13 protein-coding genes and 1 pseudogene are annotated in these 13679 nt (G+C 72.5%); 5 read left to right on the top strand and 9 right to left on the bottom strand.

From position 1 onward, the window contains the following. Positions 1-345, bottom strand: a pseudogene (locus STRAU_RS12400) (hypothetical protein); the annotation flags it as partial. Between the two features lie 111 nt (positions 346-456). Between STRAU_RS12400 and STRAU_RS12395 the strand changes: the two are divergent. Then, positions 457-2040, top strand: coding sequence for an amidohydrolase (locus STRAU_RS12395; protein ID WP_016640642.1), 1584 nt, complete (start codon positions 457-459; stop codon positions 2038-2040). Positions 2041-2157: 117 nt separating this feature from the next. On the opposite strand, the gene STRAU_RS12390 is transcribed toward STRAU_RS12395, so the two are convergent. The 5 genes from STRAU_RS12390 to STRAU_RS12370 form a co-directional block, all read right to left on the bottom strand. Beyond that, positions 2158-2403, bottom strand: a complete 246-nt coding sequence (locus STRAU_RS12390) for a DUF397 domain-containing protein (RefSeq protein WP_016640641.1) — start codon at positions 2401-2403, stop codon at positions 2158-2160. Between the two features lie 106 nt (positions 2404-2509). Next, complete coding sequence (locus tag STRAU_RS12385; RefSeq protein WP_016640640.1) at positions 2510-3697, bottom strand: thiolase domain-containing protein; 1188 nt, start codon at positions 3695-3697, stop codon at positions 2510-2512. Continuing rightward, positions 3694-4752 (bottom strand): thiolase domain-containing protein, encoded by a 1059-nt coding sequence (locus STRAU_RS12380; protein ID WP_016640639.1) that lies wholly within the window; start codon positions 4750-4752, stop codon positions 3694-3696. Before STRAU_RS12380 ends, STRAU_RS12385 begins: the two co-directional genes overlap by 4 nt. Next, positions 4749-5705: a Zn-ribbon domain-containing OB-fold protein gene (locus STRAU_RS12375; protein WP_016640638.1), complete on the bottom strand. Its 957-nt coding sequence runs from the start codon at positions 5703-5705 to the stop codon at positions 4749-4751. Before STRAU_RS12375 ends, STRAU_RS12380 begins: the two co-directional genes overlap by 4 nt. A gap of 17 nt (positions 5706-5722) precedes the next feature. After that, positions 5723-6535: a crotonase/enoyl-CoA hydratase family protein gene (locus tag STRAU_RS12370; RefSeq protein WP_016640637.1), complete on the bottom strand. Its 813-nt coding sequence runs from the start codon at positions 6533-6535 to the stop codon at positions 5723-5725. Positions 6536-6724: 189 nt separating this feature from the next. Between STRAU_RS12370 and STRAU_RS12365 the strand changes: the two genes are divergently transcribed. The 4 genes from STRAU_RS12365 (at position 6725) to STRAU_RS12350 (ending at position 10760) form a co-directional block, all read left to right on the top strand. After that, entirely contained in the window at positions 6725-8335 is a 1611-nt protein-coding gene (locus STRAU_RS12365; RefSeq protein WP_016640636.1) for an acyl-CoA synthetase, read from the top strand. A gap of 87 nt (positions 8336-8422) precedes the next feature. Further along, the gene (locus STRAU_RS12360) at positions 8423-8995 is read left to right on the top strand and encodes an MOSC domain-containing protein (RefSeq protein WP_016640635.1); all 573 of its coding nucleotides are present in this window, start codon (positions 8423-8425) and stop codon (positions 8993-8995) included. Next, positions 8992-9936, top strand: a complete 945-nt coding sequence (locus STRAU_RS12355; protein WP_016640634.1) for a PDR/VanB family oxidoreductase — start codon at positions 8992-8994, stop codon at positions 9934-9936. Before STRAU_RS12360 ends, STRAU_RS12355 begins: the two co-directional genes overlap by 4 nt. A gap of 116 nt (positions 9937-10052) precedes the next feature. Beyond that, on the top strand, positions 10053-10760 hold the full coding sequence (locus STRAU_RS12350; RefSeq protein WP_016640633.1) for an alpha/beta fold hydrolase: 708 nt from the start codon (positions 10053-10055) through the stop codon (positions 10758-10760). A gap of 60 nt (positions 10761-10820) precedes the next feature. On the opposite strand, the gene STRAU_RS12345 is transcribed toward STRAU_RS12350, so the two are convergent. From STRAU_RS12345 to STRAU_RS12335, 3 genes are all read right to left on the bottom strand, one after another. Further along, on the bottom strand, positions 10821-11426 hold the full coding sequence (locus STRAU_RS12345) for a chorismate mutase (protein ID WP_259299895.1): 606 nt from the start codon (positions 11424-11426) through the stop codon (positions 10821-10823). A gap of 18 nt (positions 11427-11444) precedes the next feature. Beyond that, positions 11445-12305: a geranyl diphosphate 2-C-methyltransferase gene (locus STRAU_RS12340; RefSeq protein WP_016640631.1), complete on the bottom strand. Its 861-nt coding sequence runs from the start codon at positions 12303-12305 to the stop codon at positions 11445-11447. A 71-nt stretch (positions 12306-12376) separates the two neighbouring features. Further along, positions 12377-13612 carry a family 2 encapsulin nanocompartment cargo protein terpene cyclase gene (locus STRAU_RS12335; protein WP_037658901.1) on the bottom strand — a complete coding sequence of 412 codons (1236 nt, stop codon included), beginning with the start codon at positions 13610-13612 and terminating at the stop codon, positions 12377-12379. Positions 13613-13679: the final 67 nt, after the last annotated feature.

The following is a 13679-nucleotide window of genomic DNA, read 5'->3' as shown; positions in this document are numbered from 1 at the left end:
CGCCGCCACGAGGCGGGCCCGCTCCCCCTCACGCGCGGCCATGTGCGCCGCCGCGGCCATGGCGGCCGCGAACGTGGGTTCCCGCGCCTGCCAGTTGAGCAGGAGCCGCTCCGAGACCCCCGCCGCGGCCGCGCAGCCTGCCGGGCCGAGCCCGAGGGCGGCCGCGCGCACCGCGTCGGCCCTGCGGACCGCGTTCTCCTCACGCAGCGAGGGCCGCTCGCCCAGGGCGTGGAGTAAGGAGCGATCGACGTCTTCTTGCGCGTCGAGCCTCGCGACCACACCATCGGCCCATGCCTCGAGGCGGTTGACCACCACCGCCCGCCGCTCCACCCGTTCCTCGTCCACCAACCCAACCCACCACCATCGCAACTTAGGGTAGCCTCACCTAACAATAGAACAATAGCTCGTGTTGACGAGGTCCGGCCTCGACACCCGCTTCCCCGGAGGGATCTGTTCGTGCTCTGCGCCAGGATCACCAACGCCCATGTCGTCACGATGGACCCGAACCACCCCACCGCCCGTGAACTCGGCATCTGGCGGGGCCGGATCGTGGGGCTCGACGCCGACGTGGCGGGGCTTCCGGCCCGAAAGGTCCTCGACCTGGACGGCGCGACCGTGCTCCCCGGCTTCATCGACAGCCATGTGCACATGGTCTGGGCGGGCCTGAAGGCGCAGGCGCCGAGCGTCGCGCCCAGCAGGCGCGTCGACGACGTGCTCAAAGTGGTGGCCGACGCCGTCGCCGCCCGGCCCCGGGGCGGCTGGGTCACCCTGGCCGGTTACGACCAGCGCGAACTGGACCGCCCGCTGACCGCCAAGGAACTGGACGCGGTGAGCGACGGCCGCAAGGTGTTCCTGGGGCACATCTCGGGCCACGCCTGCCTGGTGAACACGGCCGTCCTGGATCTGCTGGCGCCACACATCGCGGGCTCGGACGGCTTCCTCGCCGAGGAGGACATGGGCGCGGTGCTCCAGCTCCGGCCGCCGCACTCGCTCGGCGAACTCGCCGGAGCCATCGAGCACTCGGCGCGCGTGTGCCGCTCCGAGGGCGTGACGGCCGTCGCGGAGGCGGGCGTGGGCAGCGAGCTGTTCGCCCACAGCCCCATCGAGGCCGCCGCCTACCAACTCGCCCACGAGTCGGGCAGGCTGCCCGTCCGCGTCCAGCTCATGGTGGCCGCGGACGCGCTGCGCGCGGTCGAGGCCGCGCGCGAGGACACCACGACGCGCGCCTTCGGGCTCGGCCTGCGCACGGGCTTCGGTGACGGGCGGCTCTCACTCGGAGCCCTGAAGGTCTTCACCGACGGCGGCATGATGGCGCGCACCGCCGCGCTCACCGACCCGTACGAGGGCAGCGACTCCAACGGCCGCCTCCAGATGGCCGCGGACCTGCTCCAGGACACCATCGTGACGGGCCACCGCGCGGGCTGGCAGCTCGCCGTGCACGCCATCGGCGACCGCGCGGTCGATGTCGCCCTGGACGGCATCGAGGCGGCCCAGCGCGCCCGGCCCCGCCCGGACGCCCGGCACCGCGTGGAACACGCCGGTCTGGTGCGCCCCGACCAGCTCCGCCGGTTCGCCCGGCTCGGGGTCACGGCCGTCGTCCAGCCGAGCTTCCTGCGGTACTTCGGCGACGACTACGCCGCGATCATGGGGGCGGAGCGGGCGCCGTGGCTGTACCGGGGCCGCGGCTTCCTCGACCACGGGGTGCGCCTGGTGGGCAGTTCGGACCGGCCCGTGGCCGACGGGGCGCCGCTGCGGGCGATCCAGTTCATGGTCGAGCGGGCCTCCGCATCGGGCGCGGTCATCGGCCCCGACGAGGGCATCGACGTGGACGCGGCCTTGCGCGCGTACACCACCGACGCGGCGTACGCCTGCCACTGGGAGGACAGCGCGGGCAGCATCACGCCCGGCAAGCGCGCCGATCTGGTCGTCCTCGGCGACGACCCGAGGCGGGTGGATCCCGGACGGATCGGGGACATCGAGGTGGTCCGCACCTTCGTCGAGGGCGAGGAAGGCGACGCGGCCTGCGCGGGCGCCTCCTGACGCACGTCGGGCCCCGGCCCCCCGCCGTGCGGGAGGGCCGGGGCCCGGTCGCGGAGCGTGGGCGTGACGCGCCCGCGTACGCGCTGTGCGCGGGCGAACCGTCGAACTCCGTGCGCGCTACGTCAGGTCGAACTGCCCTTCCCGGGCCCCGTGCACGAAGGCACCCCACTCGGCGGGCGTGAAGATCAGGGAGGGGCTCTCCGGCCGACCGCCGTTGCGCATCGCGATGAAGCCTTCGACGAAGGCGATCTCCACGTCTCCGCGACCGTCGCTGCTCGACCGCCATTCGGCGGTGCTGAGGTCGAGGTCCGGCTTGTCCCAACTCGCGAGCGGATGCTGCTGGGTGATGGTGCTCTCGGCCACGTCCGTGCTCCTCCCGATGCGTCGTCCGTCGCCAGCCTAGCTTTCACCTCCGGCGCAGCACAGGCCGCGGCGGCAGGACGGATTCCTGTGCGAGGCGGGGCCCGGGTCACGTCGTGGGCGGTTCGGTGCCGACCAGCCACATGGAGAAGAACTGCGAGCCGCCGCCGTAGGCGTGTCCGAGTGCCCTGCGCGCACCGGCCACTTGGTGCTCACCGGCCTGCCCCCGCACCTGGAGCGCGGCCTCGGCGAAGCGGATCATCCCGGAGGCGCCGATGGGATTGGCCGACAGGACGCCGCCCGACATGTTCACCGGAAGGTCACCGTCCAGTTCTGTCACGCCGGACTCGGTGAGCTTCCAGCCCTCGCCCTCCGCGGCGAAGCCCAGGTTCTCCAGCCACATCGGCTCGTACCAGGAGAACGGCACGTACATCTCGACCGCGTCGATCTCCCGGCGCGGGTCCGTGATGCCCGCCTGCCGGTAGACGTCGGCCGCGCAGTCCTTCCCGGCCTGCGGCGACACGAAGTCCTTCCCCGCGAACATGGTGGGCTCGCTGCGCATCGCGCCGCCGTGCATCCAGGCGGGCGGCCGGGGCGCGCGGGCCGCTCCGGCGCGGTCGGTCAGGATCATCGCGCACGCCCCGTCGGAGGACGGGCAGGTCTCGGAGTAGCGGACGGGGTCCCACAGCATGGGCGCCGCCTGCACCTTCTCCAGCGTGATGTCGTGCTCGTGGAGATGGGCGAAGGGGTTCTTGAGGGCGTTGCGGCGGTCTTTGTACGCGACCAGCGAGCCGACCGTGTCGGGGGCTCCGGTGCGCCGCATGTACGCCCGTATGTGCGGCGCGAAGAATCCGCCCGCGCCGGCGAGCAGCGGCTGCTGGAACGGGACGGGCAGCGAGAGACCCCACATCGCGTTGGACTCCGACTGCTTTTCGAAGGCCAGGGTGAGGACCGTGCCGTGGACGCGGCCCGCGACGAGGTTCGCGGCGACGAGCGCGGTGGAGCCGCCGACCGAGCCCGCGGTGTGGACGCGCAGCATGGGCTTGCCGACGGCACCGAGGGCGTCGGCGAGGTACAGCTCGGGCATCATCACGCCCTCGAAGAAGTCGGGCGCCTTGCCGATGACCACGGCGTCGATGTCCGCCCAGGTCAACTCCGCGTCCAGCAGGGCGCGTCGGGCGGCCTCGCGGACGAGTCCGGCGATCGACACATCGCGCCGGGCGGCGACGTGCTTGGTCTGGCCGATCCCGACGACGGCGACGGGTTCCTTGCCGGACGGCCGTGGCGCGTTGCTCATCGCGGGTCCCCTTCCAGGACGGCGACCAGGTTCTGCTGCAGGCAGGGGCCGGAGGTGGCGTGGGCGAAGGCCCGGTCGGACGCGCCGCGGTGGACGCGGGCCGCGGCCTCGCCGAGCCGGATGAGACCGGCCGCCATGACCGGGTTGGCCGCGAGCGCACCGCCCGAGGGGTTGACCGTCACGTCGTCGCCGAGCCGCAGCGCCTTGCGCAGGACGACCTCCTGCGAGGTGAACGGCGCGTGCAGCTCGGCGGTGTCGACGGGCCGCGCGAAGGCCCCGGCCCGTTCGGCCGCGAGCCGCGTCGACGGCGAGTCGGTGAGGTCGCGCACGCCCAGGCTGTGCGGCTCGATGCGGTGGTCGATGCCGCGGATCCACGCGGGCCGCCCGCACAGCTCCCGGGCCCGCTCCCCCGCCGCGAGCACCACGGCGGCGGCTCCGTCGCCGATCGGCGGGCAGTCCCCGGTACGCAGGGGACGTACGACGTAGTCGCCCTGCGGCACCGAACCACCGATCTGTGCGTGGGAGTTGGCGCGTGCGGCGTCCCGGCTGCGGGCCGCGACGCCGGCCAGGGCGGGCTCGTCCGTGTCGCCCGCGTCGATGAGCGCCTGCGCCTGGAGTGCGGCGAGCGCGACGGAGTCCGGCCACAGCGGCGCCAGGTAGTACGGGTCGAGCTGGCGGGTCAGGACGTCGCGCACGGAGCCGGGCGACGACTTGCCGTAGGAGTAGACGAGCGCGGTGTCGGCCTCGCCGGTCTGGAGCTTCACCCACGCCTCGTACAGCGCCCAGGCGCCGTCCATCTCCACGTGCGACTCCGAGATCGGCGGCCAGGCGCCCACGCCGTCGAGGGCCATGGTGAAGGAGAAGGCGCGGCCGGCGAGGTAGTCCGACGAGCCGGAGCAGGTGAAGCCGATGTCGGCCGTGGCGAGGCCGGTCCGCTCGAGCACCTCGTGCAGGACCGGCATGAGCATTTCGACCTCGGACAGTTCGTCGGTGCGACGCCGGTGGTCGGTCTGCGCGAAGGCGACGATCGCCACGTCCCTGAACTCGCCGGTCACAGCAGCTCCTTGTACGTGTCGTAGTCGGCGTCGGGCTCGCCGGTGGGCCGGTAGTGGTCGGGGTAGCGGCCGCCGTCCGTCCACACCGGTTCGACGCGCAGGCCCATGCGCACCTGGTCGTAGGGGATGCCGCCGATGCGTCCGTGCAGCGCGAGGTCCGCCCCGTCCAGGGCGATGTGGCCGTAGACGTACGGCACTTCGATGTCGAGGCCCTTGGCCTTGATGTTGACGATGCAGAAGGTGGTGACCGTGCCGCGCGGCCCGACCTCCACCTGCTCGGCGGTGGCGACCCCGCAGGTCGGACAGGCCCCGCGCGGCGGCACGTACACCTTGCGGCAGGACGGGCACCGCTCGCCGACCGTCCGGCGGCCGGACAGGGCGTGGATGTACTGCGACTGGGCGCGGCCGGGGCTGTAGGTGTAGTCGAGCCGGGCGGGCGCGACGATCCCGGTCACTGCCGTCTCGCCACCGAACTCGCCACTGTGCGCGGTGATTTGATGGCCCGTCGCCTCACCTTCTTCGTACGGTTCGAAGCAGGCGATGTCCGTGATGGCGCCGGTGCGTTCGGCGGCCCAGCGGACGCGGACGCGCATCCCGGTGCGTACGGCGTCGGGGCCCGGGGCGTCGAGGGCGTGCAGCAGGGCCGTGTCGGCGCCGTCGAGGCGTACGAGGACCCAGGCGAAGGCGGTGTCGAGGGGCTGACCGCGGCGGGGCCCGGGGTTCCAGGCCCAGGTGGTGACGGTGCCGGTCGCGGCGACCTTGACGAGGTCGCGCAGTTCTTCGGCGGTCCCCGGGTCGTACTCGACGGGCGGGACGAGCACCTTGCCGTCGGCGGTGCGCACGCCGAGCACGGTGCGTTCGCGCAGGCCGGTGAGGAAGGCGGACTGGACGGGGCCGAGGGAGCGGGTGAAGGGGAACTCCACGACCAGCGGGGCGCTGAGGACTTCGGTCACGGCGGCGGCTCCTCGGGTCAGGCGCGGCGGTAGACGGGCGGGCGCTTCTCGGCGAAGGCGCGGGCGCCTTCCTTGGCATCGGCGGTGTCGAACACCGGCCAGCCCCGCTTGAGTTCGGCCGCGAGGCCGTCGGCCTCCGTCATGTCGGCCGTCTCGTACACGGAAGCCTTGACGGCCTCGACGGCGAGCGGGCCGCAGGCGTTGATCTGTTCGGCGATGGCGAGGGCCTTCTCCAGGGCGGTGCCATCGGGGACGACATGGCCGATCAGGCCCACGTCGGCGGCCTCCCTGGCCGAGTAGGGGCGGCCGGTGAGCAGCATCTCCAGGGCGTGGGTGCGCGGGATCTGCCGTGGCAGGCGCACCGTCGAGCCACCGATGGGGAACAGGCCGCGCTTGACCTCGAAGAGCCCGAAGGTCGCGGAATCCCCCGCGACGCGGATGTCGGTGCCCTGCAGGATCTCGGTGCCGCCGGCCACGCAGGGCCCCTCGACGGCGGCGAGCACGGGCTTGCGGGGGCGGTGGTGGCGCAGCATCGCCTTCCAGTGCAGGTCCGGGTCGGCCTTGAGCCGGTCGCGGTAGTCCTCGCCGCCCATGCCCTTGCCGGTCGAGGTGCCCGCGAGCGCCTTGAGGTCCATCCCGGCGCAGAAGGCGCCGCCCGCCCCGGTGAGCACGACGGAGCGCACGGCGTCGTCCTCGTCGGCGGCGACCCACCCGTCGTACAGGCCCACGAGCATCGGCAGCGAGAGCGCGTTCCTGGCCTCCGGCCGGTTGAGCGTGAGTATCAGCGTGGCGCCCTCGCGGCGCACGGAGAGATGTTCCGTACCACCCATAGCCGTCCTCCCGTCGTCAGACCTGGAACAGGTTGCAGGAGGCGACGTGCCAGTTCAATAGTTTTCTGACAGGTAGTCAGTTTTCTTCTGCGGGGGCCCTTCCCACTTGTGCGCGCCTCTGCTCTGATGACCGCCACACGGGGTGGCGGACGACCGCCGCACGGGATGGCGTCGGGGTCAGGAGGAGCGGTGGAGTACAACCTTGCCGACCTGTTCGAGTCGGTCGTCGACGTGGTGCCCGACCGTGCGGCGCTGCTGTACGTGGACCACCCCGGCACGGGCGCGGAGCGGAGCCTCACGTACGCGGAGCTGGACGCGGCCGCCAACCGTCTCGCGCACCATCTGATGGACCACGGCGTCAAGCCGGGCGAACATCTGGGCCTGCACCTCTACAACGGCGTCGAGTACCTCCAGACGGTGCTCGCGTGCCTGAAGGCGCGCGTGGTCCCTGTCAACGTCAACTACCGCTACGTGGAAGAGGAGTTGGCGTACCTCTACCGCGACGCGGACCTCGCCGCGCTCGTCTTCGACGCGGAGTTCGGCGAGCGGGTCGCCGCCGCGCTGCCGCGGGCGGAGAAGCTGCGGCATCTGATACGGGTCGGGGACGCGCCGCCCGGCACCACCGGCCCCGACGCGGTGGCGTTCGCGGAGGCGGAGGCGTCCGGGTCCCCGGAGCGCGGGTTCCCGGAGCGCTCGGCGGACGACCTGTTCATCATCTACACCGGCGGCACGACGGGCATGCCCAAGGGGGTGATGTGGCGTCAGGAGGACCTGTTCTTCTCCGGGCTCGGCGGGGGCGCGCCGACCGGCGAGCCGGTGACGAGGCCGGAGGAGGTGGCCGAGCGGGTGGCGGCCGGGGGCGACGGCATCACGTTCTTCCCGACCCCGCCGCTGATGCACGGCACGTCGACGCTCACCGCCTTCATCTGCTTCCACTTTGGCCAACGCCTGGTCATCCACCGCAAGTTCGCCCCCGAAGAAGTGCTGCGCACCATCGAGCGGGAGAAGGTCACCAGCGTGTCCCTGGTGGGCGACGCCATGCTGCGTCCCCTCATCGACGCCCTGAACGGCCCGCTGCGCGGCACCGACCTCTCCTCGCTCTTCAGCGTCTCCTCCTCGGGCGCGATCATGTCGGAGACGGTCCGCGCGCAGTTCGCGGCGCTCGCTCCGAACGTCATGCTCCTCAACAACTTCGGCTCGTCGGAGTCCGGCTTCAACGGCACCGCGACGGACGACTCGGGCCCCGAGAAGGGGTTCCGGCTGAGCGTCAACTCCCGTACGCAGGTGGTCGATCCGGCGACGTACGAGCCCGTGTCCCCCGGCGAGCCGGGCCGCATCGCCCAACGCGGCCATGTACCGCTCGGCTACTACAACGATCCCAAGAAGACGGCCGAGACCTTCTTCCAGCGCGGCGACGAACGCTGGGTGCTGCTCGGCGACATGGCCACGGTCGACGCCGAGGGCATCGTGACCGTGCTCGGCCGGGGCTCGCAGTGCATCAACACGGGCGGCGAGAAGGTGTACCCCGAGGAGGTCGAGCAGGCCCTCAAGTCCCACCCCGACGTCTACGACGCCCTGGTCGCCGGTGTCCCGGACGAACGCTGGGGCAACCGGGTCGCGGCGGTCGTCCAACTCCGCGACGGCGCCTCCCCCCTGGACCTGACCGCGCTCCAGAGCCACTGCCGCACCCACCTGGCGGGCTACAAGATCCCGCGCGCGGTGGTGTTCACCGATCACATTCAGCGGTCGCCGAGCGGTAAGGCGGACTATCGGTGGGCACGGGCGGTGGCGGCGGGATAGCGGTGGCAGTGGGGGATCAGCGGACCCGGCCCTGGCCGCGGCAGGTCCGGTCTTGGCCGCGGCCGCGATCTATGGAACGTTCGGCCCATGTCCCCTTTCGTGAATCCTCGGGCTTCGGGAGCCGCGTCCGACGCCACCGACGTCCTGTGGAGCGGCGTCCTCCTTGAGGTGTTCGCCGCCGAGACCGCCGGCGTGGAGATGCACGCGCTGGCGGAAGCCGAACTGCTCGCCGGGGTCGGTATCCACGGCGACCGCTATGCCACCGGACGCGGTCACTACGCGCACCTCCCCCACGCCGACCGGCAGTTGACCCTGATCGCCCAGGAAGTCCTGGACGCCGTAGAGGCCGAGACCGGCATTCGGCTCAGCGGCCAGGAGAGCCGACGCAACATGGTCACGCGGGGCGTGCCCCTCAACGACCTGGTCGGCACCTACTTCGCCATCGGCGACGCCGTCGTCTTCGGGGGCCGTCTCAACGTGCCGTGCGCCTACCTGGAACGACTGATCGACAAGCCGGTCTTCACGCCGCTCGTCGGCCGCTCCGGGCTGAACTGTCAGATCGTGCGGGGCGCCCGGGTCCGCCCGGGGCAGGTGATCCGGCCCTTGCCGGACTGGCCGGGTGATTCGTCTTCGCCGAACGGGCCCGGGGACCCGTCATGACGGTCCGACTGCTGATGGCCTCCCGTGTCGCCGCCGCACGGCTGGTGACGCCCGGAGTCCGCGAGATCGAGGTGGTGCCCCGCCACCGCGCCGAGTTCCCGCCGTTCCGGGGCGGCGACCACGTCCAGGTGCAGCACATGGACGGGACACGCAGGGACTACTCCCTCATCGGGCCCCCGACGGCGACCGACCGCTATCGGATCGCGGTCCTGCGGCAGCCCGCAGGCCGTGGTGGGTCGCTGCTCTTCCACGACGACCTGGACATCGGCGACGAGGTCTACGTCTCGTACCCCCAACCGGGCTTCGAGATCGACACGGAGGCCGGGCACCATGTGTTCGTCGCCGGTGGCATCGGCGTCACAGCGATCCTCGGGCTGCTGCACGAGCTTCCCGCCGGCAGCCGTGGCGAGGTCCACTACTGCGTGCCCTCGGCGGGCGAGGCGGCGTATCTGCCGGAACTCGCCGCCTGCGGGCTGCCCTTGACCGTCCACGACAGCTCCGCCGGCTCCCGCCTTGACGTCGGGAAGCTCGTCGCCCGCCTGCCTTCGTCCGCCACGATCTACCACTGCGGCCCGGGGCGGCTGATGGCCGCGATCGAGGCCGCCACGGCGGACCGGGCGCCGGAGCGGGTGCGCGGGGAGAGCTTCAGCACGGCCGTCCCGCCCGGTGAGCGCCGGGGCGAGCCGTTCCAGGCGCATCTGACGCTGTCGCGCAAGGCGGTCTCCGTGGCGGCGGACGAGTCGCTGCTCCACGCCCTTCACCGTCATGACGTCCGGCTCGAGTACTCCTGCGAGGGCGGCATCTGCGGTACGTGCGTGCTGCAGGTCCTCGACGGGGAGGTCGAGCACCGCGACGCCTGCCTGTCCGGTGACGAACGCGCCGCCGGTTACATGACCACCTGCGTCTCGCGGGGGCGCGGTGACATCTCCCTGCTCATGTGACCGGCCGATCACGCCGCCCGATACTGGAGCCCGGCGACGGCCTCACCCGCCGGAGAACCGGCCGCCCCACCGCACCGGCCCGCACCAGCCCGCACCAGCCCGCACCAAGGAGCGTCATGACCACCTTTGTCCTCGTCCACGGAACCTGGCTGGGAGGCTGGGTCTGGGACCGCGTCGCCACCCCGCTGCGCCGGCGGGGGCACACCGTCTTGACCCCCACCCTTCCCGGCCTGGCCGAGCGGCGGGCCGAAGCGCGCCCGGACACCGGCCTGGAGACCCACGTCAGCGACCTGGTGCGCTACGTCCGCGACGTCGACCGGCCGGTCGTCATGGTCGGCCACAGCTACGGAGGCATCGTCGCCCAGGGAGCCGCGGCCCGCCTCGGGGAGCAGGTGCGGCACCTGGTGTTTCTGGACGCCTTCCTCGCCGAGCCCGGGGAGTCCGCCTTCGACCTGCTGCCCTGGCTGGTGGACTTCTTCGCACCGGTCTCGCCCGACCTGCCGTGGCTGGCGGCACCGCTGCCCTTCGACTCCCTCACCGTCAGCGACGCCGGCGATCGCGCCTGGCTGGCGGGCGCCGTCACCCCGATGCCCCTGGCCACGCACCGCGAACCCGCACGTGACGCCCCATCGCCCCGTCCGAGCTCCTACTGGTTCTGCGCGGCCCGGCCCATGATGGCCGACATGCTTCCCCGGGCCCGCGCCCGCGGCATGGACGTCGTCGAACTCGACACGGCCCACGTGCCGATGGTCACGCACCCTCACCTGCTGGTGGAAAGGCTGCACACCACGCTGCCCGAGTACGAGCCGCGCCCCGCCTCATGACGCCATAGCGACACATCGGCACATCGGCACATCGGCACGTCGGCACATCGCTGCACGCCGTCACCCGCACACCGAACGCGACGCCCGCACCAGCGCCACCGTGTGCAGGGCGTCGAGCCGCTGTTCGTGCCGCACGTGCGCGGTCGTCACGGTGAGGACACCGGCGCAGTACGGTGCGCCGCGCGCGGGCGCCGACGCGGCGATGGCGCCGACCAGTTCGCCGTTGAGGCGGTTGATCCGCTCGCGCACCTCCGCCAGGTCGGGCCGCTCCGCCGGGGCCGACGCCGGGTCGGCGTCCCACTTCCGGTGCAGTGCTCGCTGCACCACCTTGTTGGCCTCGATCTGGTCCCGGAAGATCCGCACGGTCGCCCCGGGGTCCGCCCCGGCCTCCTCCGCCTGCCGCGCCACCGCGTCCAGCACCTGCTGCTCACGCGCGGGATCGTCGACCGGGCTGCCGGTGCCGTACTTCGCGGCGGCGACGAGGTCGGCGGTGGCGAGGCGTTGGGCGGAGAGGGCGGAGAGGGGGTGGAGCTGGGCGACGGCGCCCTGCCCGGCGGTCGCGGCTGACGCGGTGGGCGCGGCGACAGCCGTGCCCCCGCCCACCAGTAGCGCCACGGCGACGCCTGCGGCGGCACGCACACATCCGACGGGTGAGACGAGGCGCACGGGAAAACTCCTGGCTGATCAGATGCGGTCGGCGGCGATGAGCAGGTAGTGGAAGCTTCCCTCCTTGTACGCCGTCAGGAAGGGCTCCTCGATGCCGGTGGCCAGGGAGGAGCGGGCGCGCAACTCCCAGTAGGGGATGGCCGCGGCGGTGAGGTCGACGACGTTGAGGGGGACGAGGCCGTTGGCGGCGAGGGCCTTGAAGTAGTGGCTGCGGGGGTGGATGTTACAGGTGTAGTGCTCGTCTATGCGGCTGACGGCTTTGGAGCGCAGGCCGGTGACGTCGTTGGAGCAGCCGGTGACGCACACGTAACGGCCGCCGCGGGCCAACTGCCGGGCGTGTTCGGCGAAGAGCTCGAACAGGTCCACGTACATGGTGGACTCGTTGTTCCAGATCCCCTGGAAGGCACCGCCGGGCAGGTCGGTGTCGAGCATGTTGCGGAAGTGGAAGCGCACCTTGTCGTCGACGCCCCGCTTCATGGCCTGCGCGTTTGCGAACTCGGCCTGGGACCGCGAGATGGTGACGCCGTCGACCTCGCAGCCGAAGCGGGCGTGGGCCATGACGCTGGTGCCGCCGCGCCCGCAGCCTGCGTCGAGGAGCCGGTCGGCGGGCGTGCGGCTGCCGAGGTGGTCGAGGAGGACGTCGGCCTGGGCGGACTCCATGCGGTGCAGTTCCTCGACGATGCGCGCGTCCCGGGTCCGTTCGGGGCCCGCCAGGACGGAGGGGTCGTAGTCGCCGAGGCCGTAGTGGTGGTGGTAGAGGCCGTCGACATCGCCGAGGCGGAGGTTGACCGGGTCCTTCTCGTTGTTCCAGTAGTCCGCGACAGCCTTCTGGTAGGCGGTGCGCACCACTTGGGCCGGTGCTTCCGGGGTGGTCGTCATGGCAAGCTCCTTACGGCGTGCGTGATGTGCTTACGTGCGTGATGTGCGTATGCGCAGAAGGTGCGGGACGATCAGGCGCCGCTCGCGGCCTGGTAGCGGGCGCTGCCGCGGTGCCACTCGCGGTTGCCGCCGAGCCAGGCCCACACCCCGGCGAGGAAGCGTCCCAGGGCCGGTGACCCGGTCAGGGTCAGGGCCGCCGCCTCCCCCTCGAAGGTGCGGACGAGCTCGTCGTGGATCTCGACGCTGCGCTCGACGGCTTCCCGCGGCGAGCACTGCTCCTCCGCGGCGACGACCGTGGGCAGGTTGAAGTCCCGCCCGGAGGAATCGTGTTCCTTGGCCATCGAGTACAGGTCGTTGACCAGGGTGGACGCGGTGCCGGCCAGCGCGACGGCGCGGCGCACCCGCTGGTCGTCGTACTCGGCGGCGGTGAGCGCGTAGCCGTCGACGACGTCGATGAGGGCCAGACAGGGCACGAAGCTGTTGACCTGCCGGTGGGCGAGGTACTCCCACACGGCGGGCATCCGCTCCTCGGCCCGCCACGCGCCCTCTTGCGCGTACGCCACGAAGAGCGCGGCGACCTCCTGGCGCAGCCGGGTCACCTGGGTCCGGTCCGCGTACGGCACCAGTTGGGCGAAGCTGTCGCGCAGGGCGACGCGGACCGGGTCGGCGCGCAGGCCCTGGTCGGCCTCCCGGGCGTAGCGGAGCGGCGGATGGGTCGGGTCCATGGCCGTGTAGGCGAGGCCGAGGTGGGAGCCGAGCGCCTCGGGCCGGGAGCCCATGCTCTCGTCGTCGCAGTAGTAGTCGTCGGTGGCCCACTCCGCCAGTGCGCACCTGGCGGCCGCGAGCAGCCGCCGCGGGTCGTCGGTGCCGGGGTGGGCGAGCATCATCAGGCGCCCGAAGTCGGCCGCCCGGACCCTTTCGAGGCGGCCGGCGTAGATGCCCGTCTCCGCGGCCCAGGCGAGCAGGCGCTCGTTGACCTCCGTGGCGAGGGCGGGGTCGTCGCGCAGCGGCGGTGGGCAGTACAGCTCGGGGACCGCCGTGTCGGACGGCCCGCTCGTCGTCGCGGGCGCTTCGGGGGCCCGGGCGCGCGATCCCTGATGCCGGTCACCGGCCGGGGGCGGCACGGCGACGCGGGCAGCGGAGGTGCCGAGCCCGGTGGGGCCGGTGGGCAGCCGGGGCGGGAGGGAGCGAGCCCGGCCGGACAGTTCGCCTGGCGTGCCGCGCGTCTCGTGGGACAGCAGCGCGGCCACGAGCCGTGCCACGTCGTGACCGGCGGCGGGCGCCGTCATACGGGATAGCAGGGACACCGGTTCTCTCCGTTCGAAGACAGGTTCTCAGGTGTCTCGGGTGCCTTCGCGGCGGTGGGAGACACGG

Source organism: Streptomyces aurantiacus JA 4570, assembly GCF_000414115.1.
Taxonomy (GTDB): domain Bacteria; phylum Actinomycetota; class Actinomycetes; order Streptomycetales; family Streptomycetaceae; genus Streptomyces; species Streptomyces aurantiacus_A.
This window is presented reverse-complemented; position numbering and strand designations above follow the sequence as displayed.